Origin of the sequence: Mycobacterium neumannii (assembly GCF_048452905.1) — a bacterium.
GTDB classification, from domain to species: domain Bacteria; phylum Actinomycetota; class Actinomycetes; order Mycobacteriales; family Mycobacteriaceae; genus Mycobacterium; species Mycobacterium neumannii_B.
On sequence record NZ_JBCGVF010000001.1, the window covers coordinates 546,759 to 563,281 of the forward strand.

20 protein-coding genes and 3 tRNA genes are annotated in these 16,523 nt (G+C 66.7%); 11 read left to right on the plus strand and 12 right to left on the minus strand.

What is annotated here, in order from left to right:
• The first annotated feature begins 64 nt into the window (after window positions 1–64).
• Complete coding sequence (locus tag AAHH99_RS02670; RefSeq protein WP_418767274.1) at window positions 65–454, plus strand: LapA family protein; 390 nt, start codon at window positions 65–67, stop codon at window positions 452–454.
• On the opposite strand, the gene AAHH99_RS02675 is transcribed toward AAHH99_RS02670, so the two are convergent.
• Window positions 455–1,504, minus strand: coding sequence for a phosphotransferase family protein (locus AAHH99_RS02675; RefSeq protein ID WP_418767275.1), 1,050 nt, complete (start codon window positions 1,502–1,504; stop codon window positions 455–457). It abuts the gene before it with no gap.
• Between the two features lie 10 nt (window positions 1,505–1,514).
• The gene (locus AAHH99_RS02680; RefSeq protein ID WP_418767276.1) at window positions 1,515–2,117 is read right to left on the minus strand and encodes a histidine phosphatase family protein; all 603 of its coding nucleotides are present in this window, start codon (window positions 2,115–2,117) and stop codon (window positions 1,515–1,517) included.
• A gap of 17 nt (window positions 2,118–2,134) precedes the next feature.
• Here AAHH99_RS02680 and AAHH99_RS02685 point away from each other — a divergent pair, with 17 nt between their 5' ends.
• Window positions 2,135–2,908, plus strand: a complete 774-nt coding sequence (locus AAHH99_RS02685) for an SDR family NAD(P)-dependent oxidoreductase (protein WP_418767277.1) — start codon at window positions 2,135–2,137, stop codon at window positions 2,906–2,908.
• 81 nt (window positions 2,909–2,989) lie between these two features.
• Here AAHH99_RS02685 and AAHH99_RS02690 read toward each other — a convergent pair whose 3' ends face one another.
• A complete protein-coding gene (locus AAHH99_RS02690; RefSeq protein ID WP_418767278.1) occupies window positions 2,990–4,867 on the minus strand; it encodes an alkyl/aryl-sulfatase in 1,878 nt (625 codons plus the stop codon).
• Between the two features lie 188 nt (window positions 4,868–5,055).
• Between AAHH99_RS02690 and AAHH99_RS02695 the strand changes: the two genes are divergently transcribed.
• Window positions 5,056–5,466, plus strand: a complete 411-nt coding sequence (locus AAHH99_RS02695; protein WP_418767279.1) for a cupin domain-containing protein — start codon at window positions 5,056–5,058, stop codon at window positions 5,464–5,466.
• 6 nt (window positions 5,467–5,472) lie between these two features.
• Here the strand turns inward: AAHH99_RS02695 and AAHH99_RS02700 are convergent, their stop codons facing one another.
• The 4 genes from AAHH99_RS02700 to AAHH99_RS02715 form a co-directional block, all read right to left on the minus strand.
• The gene (locus AAHH99_RS02700; RefSeq protein WP_418767280.1) at window positions 5,473–5,886 is read right to left on the minus strand and encodes an MmcQ/YjbR family DNA-binding protein; all 414 of its coding nucleotides are present in this window, start codon (window positions 5,884–5,886) and stop codon (window positions 5,473–5,475) included.
• Window positions 5,879–6,382, minus strand: a complete 504-nt coding sequence (locus AAHH99_RS02705; protein WP_418767281.1) for a metallophosphoesterase family protein — start codon at window positions 6,380–6,382, stop codon at window positions 5,879–5,881. Before AAHH99_RS02705 ends, AAHH99_RS02700 begins: the two co-directional genes overlap by 8 nt.
• Before the next feature lie 105 nt (window positions 6,383–6,487).
• A tRNA-Arg gene (locus AAHH99_RS02710) sits at window positions 6,488–6,560 on the minus strand.
• A gap of 38 nt (window positions 6,561–6,598) precedes the next feature.
• Window positions 6,599–6,690, minus strand: a tRNA-Ser gene (locus AAHH99_RS02715).
• 83 nt (window positions 6,691–6,773) lie between these two features.
• Between AAHH99_RS02715 and AAHH99_RS02720 the strand changes: the two genes are divergently transcribed.
• Together AAHH99_RS02720 and AAHH99_RS02725 are read left to right on the plus strand one after the other, a co-directional pair.
• Window positions 6,774–7,829 carry a pyridoxal phosphate-dependent aminotransferase gene (locus AAHH99_RS02720; protein WP_418767282.1) on the plus strand — a complete coding sequence of 352 codons (1,056 nt, stop codon included), beginning with the start codon at window positions 6,774–6,776 and terminating at the stop codon, window positions 7,827–7,829.
• Complete coding sequence (locus AAHH99_RS02725) at window positions 7,826–8,299, plus strand: DUF4334 domain-containing protein (RefSeq protein ID WP_418767283.1); 474 nt, start codon at window positions 7,826–7,828, stop codon at window positions 8,297–8,299. Before AAHH99_RS02720 ends, AAHH99_RS02725 begins: the two co-directional genes overlap by 4 nt.
• A gap of 72 nt (window positions 8,300–8,371) precedes the next feature.
• Here AAHH99_RS02725 and AAHH99_RS02730 read toward each other — a convergent pair whose 3' ends face one another.
• Window positions 8,372–8,950 (minus strand): TIGR03086 family metal-binding protein, encoded by a 579-nt coding sequence (locus AAHH99_RS02730; RefSeq protein WP_418767284.1) that lies wholly within the window; start codon window positions 8,948–8,950, stop codon window positions 8,372–8,374.
• A 40-nt stretch (window positions 8,951–8,990) separates the two neighbouring features.
• Between AAHH99_RS02730 and AAHH99_RS02735 the strand changes: the two genes are divergently transcribed.
• The 4 genes from AAHH99_RS02735 to AAHH99_RS02750 all read left to right on the plus strand — a co-directional run bounded on the left by AAHH99_RS02735 (window position 8,991) and on the right by AAHH99_RS02750 (window position 12,039).
• Window positions 8,991–9,425 carry a hypothetical protein gene (locus AAHH99_RS02735; protein WP_064394903.1) on the plus strand — a complete coding sequence of 145 codons (435 nt, stop codon included), beginning with the start codon at window positions 8,991–8,993 and terminating at the stop codon, window positions 9,423–9,425.
• A gap of 31 nt (window positions 9,426–9,456) precedes the next feature.
• The gene (locus tag AAHH99_RS02740; RefSeq protein ID WP_418767285.1) at window positions 9,457–10,272 is read left to right on the plus strand and encodes a crotonase/enoyl-CoA hydratase family protein; all 816 of its coding nucleotides are present in this window, start codon (window positions 9,457–9,459) and stop codon (window positions 10,270–10,272) included.
• A gap of 153 nt (window positions 10,273–10,425) precedes the next feature.
• A complete protein-coding gene (locus tag AAHH99_RS02745; RefSeq protein ID WP_418767286.1) occupies window positions 10,426–11,526 on the plus strand; it encodes a type III polyketide synthase in 1,101 nt (366 codons plus the stop codon).
• 9 nt (window positions 11,527–11,535) lie between these two features.
• Window positions 11,536–12,039: an isoprenylcysteine carboxyl methyltransferase family protein gene (locus AAHH99_RS02750; RefSeq protein WP_418767287.1), complete on the plus strand. Its 504-nt coding sequence runs from the start codon at window positions 11,536–11,538 to the stop codon at window positions 12,037–12,039.
• A gap of 15 nt (window positions 12,040–12,054) precedes the next feature.
• Here AAHH99_RS02750 and AAHH99_RS02755 read toward each other — a convergent pair whose 3' ends face one another.
• Together AAHH99_RS02755 and AAHH99_RS02760 are read right to left on the minus strand one after the other, a co-directional pair.
• Window positions 12,055–12,966, minus strand: coding sequence for an NAD-dependent epimerase/dehydratase family protein (locus AAHH99_RS02755; protein ID WP_418767288.1), 912 nt, complete (start codon window positions 12,964–12,966; stop codon window positions 12,055–12,057).
• Window positions 12,966–13,376 (minus strand): hypothetical protein, encoded by a 411-nt coding sequence (locus AAHH99_RS02760; protein ID WP_418767289.1) that lies wholly within the window; start codon window positions 13,374–13,376, stop codon window positions 12,966–12,968. The genes AAHH99_RS02755 and AAHH99_RS02760 overlap by 1 nt, the downstream gene beginning before the upstream one ends.
• Window positions 13,377–13,419: 43 nt before the next feature.
• Here AAHH99_RS02760 and AAHH99_RS02765 point away from each other — a divergent pair, with 43 nt between their 5' ends.
• Window positions 13,420–14,817 (plus strand): PLP-dependent aminotransferase family protein, encoded by a 1,398-nt coding sequence (locus AAHH99_RS02765; RefSeq protein ID WP_418767290.1) that lies wholly within the window; start codon window positions 13,420–13,422, stop codon window positions 14,815–14,817.
• Between the two features lies 1 nt (window position 14,818).
• Here AAHH99_RS02765 and AAHH99_RS02770 read toward each other — a convergent pair.
• Together AAHH99_RS02770 and AAHH99_RS02775 are read right to left on the minus strand one after the other, a co-directional pair.
• Window positions 14,819–14,905, minus strand: a tRNA-Ser gene (locus AAHH99_RS02770).
• A gap of 48 nt (window positions 14,906–14,953) precedes the next feature.
• Window positions 14,954–15,466, minus strand: a complete 513-nt coding sequence (locus tag AAHH99_RS02775) for a MarR family winged helix-turn-helix transcriptional regulator (RefSeq protein ID WP_418767291.1) — start codon at window positions 15,464–15,466, stop codon at window positions 14,954–14,956.
• Window positions 15,467–15,544: 78 nt separating this feature from the next.
• Between AAHH99_RS02775 and AAHH99_RS02780 the strand changes: the two genes are divergently transcribed.
• Window positions 15,545–16,519, plus strand: a complete 975-nt coding sequence (locus AAHH99_RS02780; RefSeq protein ID WP_418767292.1) for an NAD(P)H-quinone oxidoreductase — start codon at window positions 15,545–15,547, stop codon at window positions 16,517–16,519.
• Window positions 16,520–16,523: the final 4 nt, after the last annotated feature.

Consider the following 16,523-nt stretch of genomic DNA (forward strand, 5'->3'; position numbering starts at 1 on the left):
GCGCGATTCGACCGTCCACGTCAAATGCCGTTTGTCGGGGCCGGGAAGGGGCAAACTTGGACCCATGAGCACCGATCCGTATGGTCCGTCAGCGCAGAACGAACCTGAGCCCTACGGTCCACCCAATCCCGGGCCGCCGGTCCCGCCGACGGACAGCGAGATCGCTGATCACACGTCGCCGTCGGTCAACAAAGTTCACTTCACCCGTGCAGCGGCGCTGTGGTCCGCGGTCATCGGCGGCTTCCTCATTCTGATCGTCCTGCTGATCTTCATCGCGCAGAACACCGAGTCGGCTGAGTTCGCCTTCTTCGGTTGGCAGTGGCAGCTGCCGTTGGGGGTGGCGATCCTGCTCGCCGCGGTGTGCGGTGGTCTCATCGCCGCGCTGGCGGGCATGGCGCGCATGGTCCAACTGCGTCGCGCCGCCAAGAAGAACTACAAAGCCGCGCTCCGCTAGTTAGCCCAGCGATTCGAGTCCGGCGTCGATCAACGGAGCGACCGCGTCGTCGACCATCGTGACGAAGTCGGGCGGCGCACCGCCCACGCGACCGCGGTAGGCGATGCCCGCCGCGATGATCGCGAGCTTGAAGTACGCAAGGCCCATGTAGAACTCCCAATGGTCCAGCGGCTGACCCGATGCTACCGAATACCGTTGCGCGAGTTGATCTGCCGGTGGGATAAGCGGTGACGCCCACGCCGCGTCGGCGTGCACCAGATTGAACATGGGGTGGCGGTACACGCACATCAGCGCGGCATCGCTGATGGGATCGCCCAGGGTCGACATCTCCCAGTCCAGCACCGCGAGCACCTTGCTGCCGTCGGTGGCGTCGAGCATCGTGTTGTCGATGCGGTAGTCACCATGCACGATCGCGCTGCGGCTCTGCGCAGGGATCGCCTCCCCGAGCGCGGTGTGCAGCCGTTTGACGTCGTCATCGCGTTCGTCGCCATCTCGGCGCACCAACTCCCACTGCCCACCCCAGCGCTTCACCTGACGCTCGAGGTATCCGGTGGGCTTGCCGAAGTCGCCGAGGCCGACCTCCTCGGGGTCCAGGGCGTGCAGGTCGGCGAGCACCTTGATCAACGCGTCGACACAGGCCTCGATGTCGGACTTGTCGCCGAGAGCCTCGAGTTCGGATGTGTGCCGGATGACCCGCCCTTCGACGTAGTCGACCATCTGGAACGGTGCGCCGAGCACCGAGTCGTCGTTGCGCATGGTCACCGCGCGAGGGACGGGCACGGCGGTGTTCTGCAGCGCTGAGATCACCTTGTACTCGCGGCCCATATCGTGCGCCGACGGCGTCAAACCGTGCAGCGGAGGCCTGCGCAGCACCCACTTCGACTGGTCGTCGAACACCAAAAAGGTCAGGTTGGAGCGGCCGCCCGAGATCAACTCAGCGCGCAGGTCACCGGAGCGGGCGATGCCCTCCGAACGCAGATGACGGTCCAGGGCGTGGAGGTCGAGCCCTTCGAGTCGGGCGGGCTTGGAGGGGCGCGGCTCAGCGGTCATTGGAAAATGTCTACCACTGCTGATTTCTGGGCAGCAGGTCCCATACGTGCTCGGTGGAGTTGATTCCCGCGACGAAGAATGTCTCGCGCGACGACGACCACAACAACCGAGTGATGCCGGCGTAGTCGACCTGCACGCACAGCAGGCGCTCGGTGCCCATGACGTCGTGAACCAGCGCGTTTATGACGCCGCCGTGGCTGAACAGCGCGACGGTGTCCTCCCGGTCTGCGGCCTTGACGATGTCGTCGACCCCGGCCTTGACCCGGGCGATGAACGCCGACTGGTCGACGCCGCTGGGCAGCTCACCGTTGGCCAGGCGACGCATGTCCTCCTCGGAGATCTCCTCGACCGGCGTGTAGTGCGAGAGGTCGCGGTCGTACTCGGCGAGCCGGTCGTCGATGTCGATCGACAGGCCGAGCGCCTCGGCGACCGGCTCCGCGGTCTGGATCGCGCGCTTCTGCGGACTGCTGACCAACCGTGAGATGGGGAAGCGCGCCAACGCGTCGGGCAGGCGTTTGGCCTGTTCGATGCCTTCCTCGGACAGGTCGGGGTCAGAGCCCTGCCCCGGCTCGCTGCGAAGAGGCAACGCATGTCGAATGATGAGCAACTGCACCGTGCCACCATATGGCCATGGGCGCCGACAAGGATTTCGCGACCGAGCTCTTCGACCTCTCCGGCCGCGTCGTGCTGGTCACCGGCGGAAGCCGGGGACTTGGCAAGGAGATGGCTTTCGCCGCTGCGCGGTGCGGCGCGGATGTGGTGATCGCCAGCCGCAAGTACGACTCGTGTGTGGCGACGGCCGACGAGATCGCCTCGGCGACCGGCCGCGCCGCGATGCCCTACCAGGTGCACGTCGGACGCTGGGATGAGCTCGACGGGTTGGTCGACGCGGCCTACGAACGGTTCGGCAAGGTGGATGTGCTCGTCAACAACGCGGGGATGTCGCCGCTGTACGAGTCGCTTCCCTCGGTCACGGAGAAGCTGTTCGACTCGGTGATCAACCTGAACCTGAAGGGCCCGTTCCGGTTGTCGACGCTGGTCGGTGAGCGCATGGTCGCCGATGGCGGCGGCTCGATCATCAACGTGAGCTCGAGCGGTTCGCGCCGGCCCCGCCCCGAGCAGCTCCCGTACTCGGCGGCCAAGGCGGGGCTCAACGCGCTGACCGAGGGGCTGGCGCTGGCGTACGGCCCGACGGTGCGGGTCAACACGTTGATGCCGGGCCCGTTCCTCACCGACATCAGCAAGGCCTGGGACATCCCGGCGACGCAGAAGGGCGCGCAACACTTCGCGTTGCAGCGGCTGGGTGAGCCACCCGAGATCGTCGGTGCCGCACTGTATCTGATGTCGGACGCGTCGAGCTACACGTCGGGTTCGATCATCCGCGTCGACGGCGGCATGCCTTAACCCACTTCCGCCGAACGTGGGTTACCCACACGCCCTGACGCTGGCAAGCGTGCATCGACCCCACACCCGGCGGGGCTGCGGTTACGGCGTGACGATGTTGAACGCCGGGTCGGGGCGGTCCAGCACGCCGATCAGCGACTGCAGGGCGCCGGTGTCGCCGGAGATGTCCAAGCCTGGTGAGCTGTCGTCGCCGGCCGCGAGCGCCAGCAGCCGCAGCTTGGTGGCCACTTTGACGGTCGCCTGGGCCGACGCCTGGTCGGCGGCAACCTTGCGGTGCACCAGCACGCCGTTGCGCAACGTCAGCCGGTAATTGGTCGCGGTGTCGCCGAAGGTGACGTCGATGGCAATGTCGAGATCCCACGCCCGCGGACCGTTCACAGAGATTGCTAGCGCGTCGAAGATCTGCTCGGGGGTCAGTTGCGCGACCATCGACGTCGACGTGGTTTGGGTGGGAGTGCCGAAATTGCCCTCGCGCAGTTCGGTCGCTCCGGAAAGAAAGAAGTTACGCCACACCGCGTTCTCGGCGCCGTAGGCGAGTTGTTCGAGGGTGTCGGCGTACAGTTCGCGGGCGGCGGAATGTTGGTCGTCGGTGAACATCGCATGGTCTAAGAGCGTTGCTGCCCAACGGTAGTCACCTTGCTCGAAGGCCTTGCGCGCGATGTCGACCACGTTGTCCAGGCCGCCCATAGCCTCGACGTAGCGAGGGCCTGCGGCTTCCGGCGGATGCGCCCACAGCCGCCCCGGATTGCCGTCGAACCAGCCCATGTAGCGCTGATAGACGGCCTTGACGTTGTGACTGACCGAGCCGTAGTAGCCGTGCGCGTGCCACGCGTTCTGCAACGCAGGGGGAAGCACGAAGTCCTCGGCGATCTCGATACCGGTGAACCCCTGGTTCAGTTGGCGCAGCGTCTGGTCGTGTAAGTAGGCGTACAGATCCCGTTGCAGCGAAAGGTATTCGACGATGCGGTCGCGTCCCCACGTCGGCCAGTGGTGGGACGCGAACACGACGTCGGTGCGGTCGGCGAACGCGTCGATGGCCTCGGTGAGGTAGCCGGCCCATCCGTGCGGGTCACGCACCAGCGCGCCGCGCAGCGTCAGCAGGTTGTGCAGGTTGTGGGTGGCGTTCTCGGCCATGCACAGCGCGCGGAACTTCGGAAAGTAGAAATGCATCTCGGCGGGTGCCTCGGTACCCGGCGCCATCTGGAACTCGATCTCGACGCCGTCGACCGTGTGCGTCTCGCCGGTCTGCCGAACGTCGACCGTCGGAACGATCAGCGCCACTTCACCCGTCGACGTCACCTGTCCCAGCCCGCATCCCACCTGGGCCTGCGGTCCACGCGCCAGCAGTGCGCCGTACATGTAGCTGGCTCTACGGCCCATCGCGGTGCCCGCGTATACGTTCTCCTGCACGGCGTGTTCGGTGAAGTGCTCGGGCGCGATGATCGCGACGCGGCCCGCGTCCACGTCGGCCTGTGAGGTGACGCCAAGGACGCCGCCGAAATGGTCGACGTGGCTGTGGGTATAGATAACCGCTGTGACGGCTCGATCCCCGCGGTGTTCGCGGTAGAGCGCCAGCGCCGCCGCGGCGGTCTCCGTGGAGATCAACGGGTCGATGACGATCACGCCGGTGTCGCCCTCGACGAAGGTGATGTTGGACAGGTCGAATCCGCGCACCTGGTAGATGCCCTCGACCACTTCGTAGAGGCCCTGTTTGGCGCATAACCGGCTCTGTCGCCACAAGCTGGGATGCACCGACGGCGGCGCGTCCCCATCAAGGAACGAGTACGTGTCGTTGTCCCAGACCACCCGGCCGTCGGCCGCCTTGATCACACAGGGGTCCAAAGCCGCGATGAACCCACGGTCGGCGTTGTCGAAGTCCGCGGTGTCGTCGAACGGCAGGGCCGTCAGCTGCTCGCGGTGCGCGGACTCGATGACGGCGGTGGGGGGTTTCTGCTGCATGGCGACACGATATTCATCCCCACGTCGGCGCGGGGCTGGTTCACTGACCCCATGCAAGTACGTCGAGTGGTGACCGGTCACGATTCGTCCGGAAAGTCCGTCTTCGTCAGCGACGACAGCGTCGCACCGATGGAAACCATGTTGATGCCGGGCTTCGAGAACCATCTGCTGTGGGGCAGCGACCAGACGTGCCGCTTCCCGATGACGGTTCCATGCCCCAGTGGCACAACTACTTTCCGCCCATCGGTGGCTTCCGGTTCGCGATCCTGACGCTGCCGCCGTCACACGGCGCCCAAGCCCCGGAGGCCCTCGACATCGACGAGGCGATGGCCGAGATGGAGGAGAAGCTGCCGGGGATGCTCGGCTACATGGACTACACCGACCCGGGCATGCACACCACGGACACCGTCGACTTCGAGGTGGTGCTCGAGGGCACGGTCGTGCTCGAACTCGACGACGGCGCCGAAGTGACCCTGCAACCGGGCGACACCGTGGTGCAGAACGGGGCGCGGCACCGCTGGAAGAACCCCGGCGACACACCGGCCCGGATGGCCGTGTTCATCTGCGGCGCCGAGCACGCGAACGTCCCGCCGAAGTAGCCTTCGTCAGCCCTGGTGCTCGGTCAGCCACCGATCGGCCCGGCGTTTCGAAGCGCGCGAGAGCCACGCATCCTGGACGAGTTCGGTCAGCTCGACCTTCCCGATCTCCCGTAAGCGGCTGGCGCGCACCAGAACCGAGGGATGGCCCTCGAAGCGGTCGGTGGTGAAGAACGGCGAGTCGGGATCCTGGACGAGCGCCAGCTTGTCCATCTCCGATTCCACCCAGATCATGATCACGTCGGCATAGCGTTCGCCGGTCTCCGGATCCTCGGCGTCGGGCTGAGGAGTGCGGAAGAACACGAATGACTTGCCGCCAACCTGGTAGATCGGGTTGCCCTTGGGGCCCTCGATGCGCTTGGCATGCGGCATCGATGCGGCGATCGCGTGGACGTCGGCGACCCGCGCCGGCCGGTCACGCACGGCGTTCCAAGGCGTGCAGGATGACGTTGGAGAGCGAGCCGTTTCGCACGGTGGCCGTCATGTACGTGCAATGGGGCTGGCGCCGGCGGTCGGTCGGCGAACCCGGGTTCAGAAGTCGCAGACCGGTTTTCGTCGTCGTATCCCACGGGATGTGACTGTGGCCGAATATCAGCACGTCGGTGTCCGGGTAGGCCTTGGCCATGCGTGCCTCGCGGCCGGTCGCCGCGCCGGTCTCGTGGACGACGGTGAAGCGCAGGCCGCCGAGTGTGACATCGGCTCGTTCGGGCAGTCGGCGGCGCAGTTCGGCGCCGTCGTTGTTGCCCCAGCACGCGACGAGCCGCTTGGCCCGAGCCTCGAGCGCATCGAGCAGTGACGGCTCCACCCAATCGCCTGCATGCACGACGACGTCTGCCTTCGTCACTTCGTCCCACACCCGCGTGGGCAGGTCCTTGGCGCGCTTGGGAACGTGAGTATCGGCGATCAACAACAGCCGCATGGCTGCCAATCTAGTGGCGCCCGACATCGCCGCCGAAACTGAGGCTGTTCGCGATATCCGGCCTGAAGGTCGAACACAGCTTCAGAGTCGGCGGCAGAGAAAAAGCGCGCCCGAAGGGATTCGAACCCCTAACCTTCTGATCCGTAGTCAGATGCTCTATCCGTTGAGCTACGGGCGCTGGTCTTTCTTCAGTTGTCCGGCTGACGCTGCCAGCCTTGGCGGAGGCGAGAGGATTTGAACCTCCGGTCGCCTTTGAGGGCGACAACTCATTAGCAGTGAGCCCCATTCGGCCGCTCTGGCACGCCTCCCGACGATTACCGCCGATCCGACAGCGTACACATGGGCTACCGCACGAGGCAAAGCGCATTCGGCCGACCCATAAACTGGTGCAGTGACCGTCCGGCTGCGCCCCGAACTGGCTGATCTGCCCGCCTACACCCCCGGCAGGACCGTTCCCGGCGCAATCAAGATCGCCAGCAACGAGACCGTGGATCCGCCGCTTCCGAGCGTGCGGGCCGCGATCGAGGACGCCGTCGGCAACATCAACCGCTACCCGGACAACGGCTACGTCGATCTCCGCGAGCGAATCGCCAAACACGTCAGCTTCGCCCCCGAGCACATATCGGTCGGCTGCGGGTCGGTCAGCCTGTGTCAGCAGTTGATCCAGATCACCTCGACCGTCGGCGACGAGGTGCTGTTCGGTTGGCGCAGCTTCGAGATCTACCCGCTGCAGGTGCGAACGGCGGGGGCCACACCCGTGCCGGTGCCGCTGACCGACCACACGCACGACCTCGACGCGATGTTGGCCGCGATCACCGACCGCACCCGGCTGATCTTCGTGTGCAATCCGAACAACCCGACGGGCACCGTCGTGGCGCCCGATGCGCTCGCCCGCTTCGTCGCCGCGGTGCCGGCGCACATCGCGATCGCACTGGACGAGGCCTACGTTGAGTACATCCGCGAGCCGATGGTGCCCGACAGCCTGGGTCTGGTTCGTGCCCATCCCAACCTCGTTGTGTTACGGACATTTTCGAAGGCCTACGGCCTGGCGGGTCTGCGGGTCGGCTACGCCGTGGGCGACCCGGACCTCATCACCGCGATCGGCAAGGTGTACGTGCCGTTCACCGCGACCAGCGTCTCCCAGGCCGCCGCGATCGCGTCCCTCGACGCCGCCGACGAACTGCTCGAGCGCACCGACACCGTCGTCGCCGAACGCGCACGGGTCACCGCGGAGCTGCGCGCAGCCGGCTACAGCGTGCCCGACTCACAGGCGAACTTCGTCTGGCTCCCCCTGCAGGGGCGGGCCCAGCAGTTCGCCGAGGCGTCGGCGGACAACCGCATCATCGTGCGGCCCTACGGCGACGACGGAGTACGCGTCACCGTCGCCGCGACGCACGAGAACGACGCGTTCCTCGATTTCGCCCGCCGATGGATAGGACAGACATGAGCGACGCCCGCGAGGCCTTCGCCGAGCTCAAAGAGCGCACCGGCACCATCTCCGACGCCGAACTCGACGAGCTCTGGGCGACGCTTACGCCCGCCACCATCGACTTCATGATCGGCGAGTGGCAGGGCGGCGAATTCCAGACCGGCCATAAGGCCAACGGGTTCATGGAGCGGCTCAACTGGTTCGGCAAGACCTTTCACTCCGCGACCGACGCCAAGCCTCTGGTATGCCTGGACGCCGACGGCAACAAGTTCTCCAACACCGAGGCGATGAAGGGTGAGGCCAGCCTGTGGATGGAGGAGTTCCGCGGCGAGGTGACGGCCTCCATGGTCTACGACGGCGCACCCGTGCACGACCACTTCAAGGTCGTCGACGAGAACGCCGTCGTCGGCATCATGAACGGCAAGGGCGCGCTCGACACCAGCTCCGGTACACCCCGGCACCTGTACTTCTACCTCAAGCGGGTATAGCTCGCGAGTGCTAGCGCCGAGATTGCACTGACGGTTGTGCGGGAAACTACAGCCCTGAAGGCAGTCTCGGCGCTAGGGCTGCCGACCGGTATAGGCAAGCAACCGGGTCAGCGCCCCGGCGTCGGCGGGGACGTCGATCGGGTCGTCGAAACCGGCGTTGACGCGACCCTCCGGCGTGATGATCTTGCGCGCCAGCCCCAGCACGTAATCGGACAACGACTCAGGCGGGCTGACGTCGCGTCCGACCGCTGCCGCGTAATCCCACGCGTGCACCAGAAACTCGATCGACAGCACCCCGACCATCATGCGGGCCGGCACGTTGTTCCCGCCGAAGTCCACGGTGCCGTCCAGCCCCCGACGTCGCCAGGCGTCTAACGCTGAGCGCGCCGCGAACACCACCTGCTGCTCGATCGGCGCGTCGCGGGCGCGTTCGGTGAACTCCGCACCCGCCATGGCGCCGAGCATGGTGATGGAATTCAGCAGGTGGTCGGTCAGTGCCGCGACGTCGAACTCCCGGCACGGCGTCTGCTTGTGCAGATCGTCGTCGGCGATGCCGTGCAGCACGTGCTGCAACACGGCGAACGACTTCTCCGCGCTGCGCAGTTCGTCGGTCGGCGGCGATTCGGGTCCGGCACGCAAGTCGTCGGGCATGACGCCACGCTACGTCGCCGATGGGCATATCGTTGCCGTGATGAAAACGCACGTACGAGTGGCGGCAGTGGCGCTGGTTCTCGTTGGGGTCGCGACGGGATGCCAGCGCACCACGGAGGGCTCCGTCGCGATGACCACCGAGCCGGGGCCGCCGTTGACCTCTCCGGCGCGGCCGACGTCGCCGTCGATTCCGGGGCTGCCCGACATCGGGCTTCCCGACATTCCGCTGCCCACGCGCAACACCGACGTCCCGGTCGTTCCCGCGCCGCCGAACGCCTTGTCCATGCAGTGCTCGGAGTACAACGGGCTCGACGAGGCGACCCAGGTCGCGGTGATACGCGAGATCCTCAACCAGGAGGGCAACCCGCTCGGTCCCGACGGGGAGGGCATCGGCCAGATGCTGGTCGACGCCGCCTGCCAGTTCCTGCCCAGCGCCACCGTGAACGAGGTACTCCTGGGCAAGCCGCCGCCCTGACCGGTGCCGTAGCCAACTAGCGTGTTCCCCCATGGGCGAGACCTACGAATCCGTCGCTGTTGACATCTCCGATCACGTCGCGCGGGTGACGCTGATCGGGCCCGGGAAGGGCAACGCCATGGGCCCGGCGTTCTGGGCCGAGCTGCCCGAGGTGTTCGGCACGCTCGACGCCGATCCGGAGGTGCGCGCGATCGTGCTGACCGGCTCGGGCCGCAACTTCAGCTACGGGCTCGACCTGGCCGCGATGGGCGCCACCATGCCAGGCCGCGATGCCGGCGCCAAGAGCCGCCTCGGATTCCACACCACGCTGACGAAGATGCAGGGCGCGATCAACGCGGTCGCCGACTGCCGCACCCCCACCATCGCCTCGGTGCACGGCTGGTGCATCGGCGGCGGCGTGGACCTGATCAGCGCCGTGGATATCCGCTACGCCAGCGCCGACGCGAAGTTCTCCGTGCGCGAGGTGAAGCTGGCGATCGTCGCCGACGTGGGCTCGCTGGCCCGCCTGCCGCTGATCCTGTCCGACGGGCACCTGCGCGAACTGACCCTGACCGGTAAGGACATCGACGCCGCCCGGGCCGAGAAGATCGGTCTGGTCAACGACGTGTATAACGACGCCGACGCCTCGCTTGCGGCGGCGCACGCCACCGCGGCCGAGATCGCCGCCAATCCACCGCTGACGGTGCACGGCATCAAGGATGTGCTCGATCAGCAGCGCATCGCCCGGGTGTCGGAGAGCTTACGCTATGTGGCAGCGTGGAATTCAGCGTTCCTGCCGTCGAAGGATCTCGGCGAAGCGGTGACCGCGATGTTCGAGAAGCGGCCGCCGAAGTTCACCGGCGAATAGCGTTGACTCCCAGCAAATTCCCATCGACTTCCCGGCTCTTCGTCAGGAAGTAGGCGTACAGAATCCCTTCGGCTGCAAGGGATTTCAGCACAGCTTGCTGTGCGATGCGTCACCTCGGGCAACGACCCTGCCCGCAGCAGCGTTCAGCACTACATGACTGATACAACTCACTTCGCGTCGCTTGACAGCGACGCGGTTCAACAAATCGGTGCACCCCGTATCGGGGGCACAGCGGTGGCATTCACCTCGAATCGCTACGAACAGGCCGACGTCGCTTCGATGCTCACCAGTGTTGGCGGCCCGGAGTTCCTCCGGTTCGCCCAGAGCAGTGGTGTGCAGAGTCGCAGTCTCTCGCTTCCGTTGTCTCGCTATCCGAAGTTGTCGGGCTTCACCGAGGCGAACAACGCTTACATCGAGGTGGCCGTCGACCTTGGCGGGCGGGCCGTGCGGTCCGCGCTCGAGGCGGCACACGTCGCACCGGACGAAGTCGACGCCATCGTGTTCGTGTCGAGCACCGGCGTCGCCGTGCCCACGATCGACGCGCGGGTGGCATCGCGGATCGGGCTGCGACCAGATGCCAAACGGATACCGCTGTTCGGATTGGGTTGTGTCGCAGGCGCAGCAGGCATGTCACGCGTGCACGACTACCTGAGGGGCTTCCCCTCCGACGTGGCGGTCCTGCTGTCCGTCGAACTGTGCTCACTCACGTTGCAACGCAACGACACGTCGATCCCCGCCCTGATCGGTGCCTGCCTGTTCGGCGACGGCGCCGCGGCGGTCGTGGTCTCGGGCGCCGACCGCATTCCTCCGACGATCGCGCACGCGCCCGTGCTGCTCGCGACCAGGAGCCGGCTGTTTCCGGACACGGTCGACGTCATGGGGTGGAACGTCACCTCGGACGGCTTCGGGCTGGTGATGTCTCGCGAGGTCCCCCACATGGCCGCGAATTACCTCGAGGAAGAGGTCACCGCGTTCCTCGGCGACCACGGGCTCACGGTGGCGGACATCTCCACGTGGATCTGTCACCCTGGCGGGCCTAAGGTGCTCGACGCGATCGACACCGCGCTCGGCCTGGCGCCGGAAGCCAACTTCCACAGCCGAAACTCGATGCGGGAGAACGGGAACTTCTCGTCCGCGTCGGTGCTCGATGTACTGCACCGCACGCTCACGTCGCCACCTGCCCCAGGATCGTTCGGCGTACTGCTGGCGATGGGGCCGGGCTTCAGCTTCGAGCTGCTCCTGCTGAAGTGGTGATGACCCGACATGGCGTACTACCTGTTCATCCTCGCAGTCGGACTTGAACGACTCGTCGAGTTGGTGGTGTCACGGCGTAACACGCGGTGGTCTCTTGCCAACGGCGGCAAAGAATTCGGGCAGGGCCACTACCCCGTGATGGTCGGTATGCACACGCTGCTGCTGGCGTCGTGTATCGCCGAGGTGGCGGTCCTGCACAGACCGTTCATCCCCCTTCTCGGCTGGCCGATGGTGGCCGTCGTGTGCGCGAGCACCGTGCTGCGGTGGTGGTGCGTGGCGACTTTGGGCAAGCGGTGGAACCCGCGGCTCATCGTGATCCCGGGAGCGCCGCTCGTGCACCGCGGCCCGTATCGGTGGCTGCACCACCCGAACTACACCGCGGTGGTGGTCGAGGTCGCGGCGCTGCCGCTGGTCCACTCGGCGTGGCTGACCGCGGTCATTTTCACCGCCGCCAACGCCCTGGTGCTCAACGTCCGCATCCGGGCCGAGAACGCCGCGCTCGGGTACGGGTGAGTAAGAGCCGAGAAGTCAGCGGCGGGGAACCGGCGTCCAACCGAGTTCGGTCTTGGCCTTGGCGTTGGACAGCGGAAGCCAGGTGTCTCCGAACGCGGTGACGCCGTAGGGCGCGGCGAGTTTGACCGCCGCACGCGGGATCCGCAGCTGTCGAGGCCGCCCGAGCTTCTCGCCCAGCTCCCGGATGTAGCCGTTGAACGACTGCGGCCGGTCGTCGACGATGTTGTAGATCTCGCCGCCCCGTCCGCGGTCGAGCGCGGCCGCAGTGGCCCTCGCGACGTCGTCGATGTGGATCCAGGACACGATGCCGTTACCACCCATGTCCAGCGCCAGTCGCCATCTAGCCATCCGGGCGAACAACTCGTCGTGTGGCACACCCGGCCCGTAAAAAGCGCCATAGCGCAGCACGATTCCCTCGGTGTCACTGTGTTCGCCGGAGGCCAGGACCTTCTGCTCCATCCCGCGCAGCGCGGCCAGCATCGCCTCTCCGCCCCGCGGAGCCGGGCCGGGGTAGGGCTCGCTCTCGTCCATCAGCACCGGACCGGTGGTCGCATAGCCGTAGGCGAACATCACGGATTCGGCGACGACGCGTCGGACACCGGCCCGCTGCGCCGCGGCCAGCAGGTTCGGCGCACCGGTCCCCCACAGTTTTCTCGCGGGCTCAAAGTCGCTGACCCGCATCGGTCCCCGCTTCGGCAGCGTGGTCAACAGCGAAACCACCACCTCCGGACCGATATCGGTGACCGCCTTGTCGATATCGTCGACGTCGAACACATCGGCGACCACGGGTTTGGCGCCCGCAGCCGTGATCGCGCCCGTCTTGTTCGGTGATCGCGTCAGCCCGACGACCTCGTGGCCTCGGGCGCCGAGTTCACGCAGCAGCGGGACGCCGGGCACGCTCGTCGCGCCGGCAACCAGTACTCGCATCATGGCCTCCTATCGGCAAAAACGCTGGCACGCAATGCGATCGCCAGGATCACGGTGGTGAACACCAAACCGCCCGCCTCCAGCCACCCGATCCAGTCACCCGCACCGTGGTGCGGGTCGATGATGTGGCTGAGTGAGTGCAGCGCCCAGTGCAGCGTCGCGAATGCCAGTGCCGGAGTGCGCCACCGCGTCCACCGCACCGCGGCGAGAAGCATGAGCCCCTGCGGCACTTCGAACGTGGCGACGTCGAAGATGAAGTGGTCATTGCGCGTGCCGAAGTTGCCTAGCGTCTCGAAGAACGCGCCGGGGGCGAACATCATGAACAGCCCCACGGACAACGCGTAGAGCCCGAACACGATGAGCGTCACCTCGACGAATCCGGCCCTTGTGCGCGTCGGTGTCGATGTCATACGGTCACGCTAGTTCGCCACTGGCCTCAAGATAGGCACCACTTTGACAGCGAAATCGGGTACCACTTCGGGTCCGGAGCTGCTGCTGGAACTCGACCGCGACGTCACCGATCCGCTGCACCGCCAACTGGCTGACGGGCTGCGAACAGCCATCCGGACGGGGCGCCTCGCACCGGGCACCCGCCTGCCGTCCAGTCGCCTGCTCGCCGCCGACCTGGGAGTGTCCCGCCGGCTCGTGGTCGATGCCTACAGTCAACTCGTCGCCGAAGGGTTCCTGCACAGCAGGCACGGGTCGGGCACCGTGGTCGCCACGGTCGACACCATCGACCGGCCCTCCCGCGGTGAGGCCGGGCCGACGGCTCGCTACGACGTCGACTTCCTGCCGGGGTCGCCGGATCTGCACAGCTTCCCTCGCGACGCCTGGCTGCGGGCACTGAAGCAGGGCCTGGCCGAGATCGGCCCGGATGCGTTCGGTTACGTGGCGCCTCAGGGGCTGTTCACGACGCGCGTCGCGGTGGCCGACTATCTGCGACGCGTCCGCGGTGTGCTCGCCGAACCGCAACGCATCGTGCTGTGCTCCGGAGCGACACAGGCCATCGCGTTGCTCGCCCGGTCACTGCCGACATCCTCACTGGCCATGGAGGACCCGGGATTCTGGCTGCATCGAATGGTGCTGCACGACAATGGAATCGAACCGGTACCTGTTCCGGTCGACGAAGACGGGCTCGATGTCGGCGCGCTGGCGGCCAGCGGTGCCGACGCAGTGCTGGCCACCCCCGCGCACCAGTCTCCGACCGGGGTCGTGCTGTCGGCCGCGCGGCGAACCGAGCTGATGGACTGGGTTCGAGCCGGCCATCTGGTGATCGAGGACGACTACGACGCCGAATACCGCTACGACCGTGCACCCGTCGGCGCGTTGCAGGGAATCGCACCCGACCGCGTCGTCTACGTCGGCTCGACCAGCAAGACCCTGGCGCCCGGGCTTCGCATCGGCTGGATGGTGCTGCCCGCACATCTCGTAGGCGCGGTCAAAGTGGCCAAAGGTCTTGCCGACACCGGGAGTTCGGTGATGGATCAGTTGGCGTTCGCTCAGTTGCTGAGATCGGGCGGATACGACAGGCATCTGCGCCAGATGCGCCGCCGATACCTGACCCGCCGCAATGCCCTGCTGGGGGCACTGGGCCGGCACCTGCCGCAAGCGACCGTCCTCGGCGCCGCGGCCGGTGTCCACCTGACGGTGCGCTTCCCCGACGGATTCCCGACCGACGACCTCGTACGGCTGGCCGCCGAACAACGCGTGCGGGTCGAGCCGCTTGCACCGTGCTACGCCGACCCCGCATCGGCGCCACCGGGACTGCTGCTCGGCTATGCCAACCTCACTGAGTCCCAGATCGATTCGGGCGTGCGGGTGTTGGCGCGCATCGCGCACCGCATGTCGTGAGCGGTGGCGGAGGGATTTGAACCCCCGGACGGTGTTAGCCGTCTCTCGCTTTCAAGGCGAGTGCATTAGGCCGCTCTGCCACGCCACCGCCGACAAGAGTACGGGGCGGCTCACACCGTCGCGACGGGGAATCCCCTCAGACGCGGCCGAGCTTGGCGTTCATCGACCCGCTCTTGAGACCGACGCTGATCCGCCTGCAGTTCTCACCGATCGCCGCGACCTGGGGCCGCGACAGCCGGTCGAGAAAGTGCGCCCGCACGCTCTCGCCGTAGGTGACCATCGCGTCGCGTACCGCGGTCCGCCCGTCGTCGGTGATGCTGGCGAGCACGCCACGGCCGTCGTCGGGACTGGCCCCGCGACGCACCAGGCCCTGCATCTCCAGGCGACGGATCTGCCGGGTGACCCGGCTCGGCAACGACATCAAGCCCTCGGCGAGATCGCCCATGCGGGCCGATCCCGTCGGTGACTTGTCCAGGATGTCGAGCAACCTGACGTCGTTGAGCGTCAGATGATGCTTATCCACCAGCGACCGATTCAAGGTCGCATACAGCCGGAGCGCGGCATCCAAAAAGTTTTGCCAGGACCGCTGCTCCGCGATGTCCAGCCCCGGCATATCCCCCGCGGTACGACCCGCAATAATCCCCTCCATGCGGCCATAGTAAACGGCCATTACATTGCTGGCGACCAATTCGTGAGACTGTCGGCGCAGGCTAGTAGCGTTATCCGGATGCATGCAATCCTGGCCGGCCCGGAAGGCCGATTGACCTGGCAAGAGGTTCCCGACATCGCGCCGAACGAGGGCGAAATTCTGATCAAGGTCGCCTCTGCAGGCATCAATCGGGCCGACCTTTTGCAGGCCGTGGGCAAATACCCGCCGCCGCCGGGCGCCAGCGAAATTCTCGGCCTCGAAGTCTCCGGAACGGTCGAGGCGGTCGGCGACCAGGCCTCCGATTGGGCGGTCGGTCAACAGGTCTGCGCGTTGCTGGCGGGCGGGGGCTATGCCGAGTATGTGGCCGTGCCGGCCGGGCAGGTGATGGCGGTTCCGGCCTCCGTGTCACTGCACGAGGCCGCCGGTTTACCCGAGGTGGCCTGCACTGTGTGGTCGAACCTGGTGATGACCGCGGGCATGACGGCGGGCCAGCTCGTCCTCATCCACGGGGGAGCCAGCGGCATCGGCACCCACGCGGTCCAGGTCGGCCGCGCGCTCGGATGCCGCGTGGCGGTGACCGCCGGGTCGGCCCACAAGCTGGACCTGTGCGCCGAACTCGGGGCCGAAGTGACGATCAACTACCGCGACGAGGACTTCGTCCAACGCGTCAGGGCCGAGGGGGGCGCCGACGTAATCCTCGACATCATGGGCGCGGCCTACCTCGACCGCAACATCGATGCGCTCGCCAACGACGGGCGGCTGGTGATCATCGGAATGCAGGGTGGCGTGAAAGCCGAACTCAACATCGGCAAGCTGCTCGGCAAGCGCGCGGGCGTCATCGCCACCGCTCTTCGCGCGCGCCCGGTCAGCGGCAAGGGAAGCAAGAGCGACGTCGTCGCCGAGGTGGTGGCCAACGTGTGGCCGATGATCGAGCGCGGTGAGGTGGGTCCGATCATCGGCGCCGAATATCCGGTGCAGGCGGCCGGGGCGGCGCACGAGCTGCTGCAGTCGGGTGAGGTGTCGGGGAAAGTGCTTCTGCGCGTTGCGGATTAGCGCG

Bases quoted from the DNA above. Each gene is read 5' to 3' on its own strand.
- AAHH99_RS02670 (WP_418767274.1), top strand. From the start codon at position 65: ATGAGCACCGATCCGTATGGTCCGTCAGCGCAGAACGAACCTGAGCCC.
- AAHH99_RS02675 (WP_418767275.1), bottom strand. From the start codon at position 1,504: ATGACCGCTGAGCCGCGCCCCTCCAAGCCCGCCCGACTCGAAGGGCTC.
- AAHH99_RS02685 (WP_418767277.1), top strand. From the start codon at position 2,135: ATGGGCGCCGACAAGGATTTCGCGACCGAGCTCTTCGACCTCTCCGGC.
- AAHH99_RS02690 (WP_418767278.1), bottom strand. From the start codon at position 4,867: ATGCAGCAGAAACCCCCCACCGCCGTCATCGAGTCCGCGCACCGCGAG.
- AAHH99_RS02705 (WP_418767281.1), bottom strand. From the start codon at position 6,382: ATGCGGCTGTTGTTGATCGCCGATACTCACGTTCCCAAGCGCGCCAAG.
- AAHH99_RS02725 (WP_418767283.1), top strand. From the start codon at position 7,826: ATGAGCGACGCCCGCGAGGCCTTCGCCGAGCTCAAAGAGCGCACCGGC.
- AAHH99_RS02730 (WP_418767284.1), bottom strand. From the start codon at position 8,950: ATGCCCGACGACTTGCGTGCCGGACCCGAATCGCCGCCGACCGACGAA.
- AAHH99_RS02735 (WP_064394903.1), top strand. From the start codon at position 8,991: ATGAAAACGCACGTACGAGTGGCGGCAGTGGCGCTGGTTCTCGTTGGG.
- AAHH99_RS02740 (WP_418767285.1), top strand. From the start codon at position 9,457: ATGGGCGAGACCTACGAATCCGTCGCTGTTGACATCTCCGATCACGTC.
- AAHH99_RS02745 (WP_418767286.1), top strand. From the start codon at position 10,426: ATGACTGATACAACTCACTTCGCGTCGCTTGACAGCGACGCGGTTCAA.
- AAHH99_RS02750 (WP_418767287.1), top strand. From the start codon at position 11,536: ATGGCGTACTACCTGTTCATCCTCGCAGTCGGACTTGAACGACTCGTC.
- AAHH99_RS02755 (WP_418767288.1), bottom strand. From the start codon at position 12,966: ATGCGAGTACTGGTTGCCGGCGCGACGAGCGTGCCCGGCGTCCCGCTG.
- AAHH99_RS02760 (WP_418767289.1), bottom strand. From the start codon at position 13,376: ATGACATCGACACCGACGCGCACAAGGGCCGGATTCGTCGAGGTGACG.
- AAHH99_RS02775 (WP_418767291.1), bottom strand. From the start codon at position 15,466: ATGGAGGGGATTATTGCGGGTCGTACCGCGGGGGATATGCCGGGGCTG.
- AAHH99_RS02780 (WP_418767292.1), top strand. From the start codon at position 15,545: ATGCATGCAATCCTGGCCGGCCCGGAAGGCCGATTGACCTGGCAAGAG.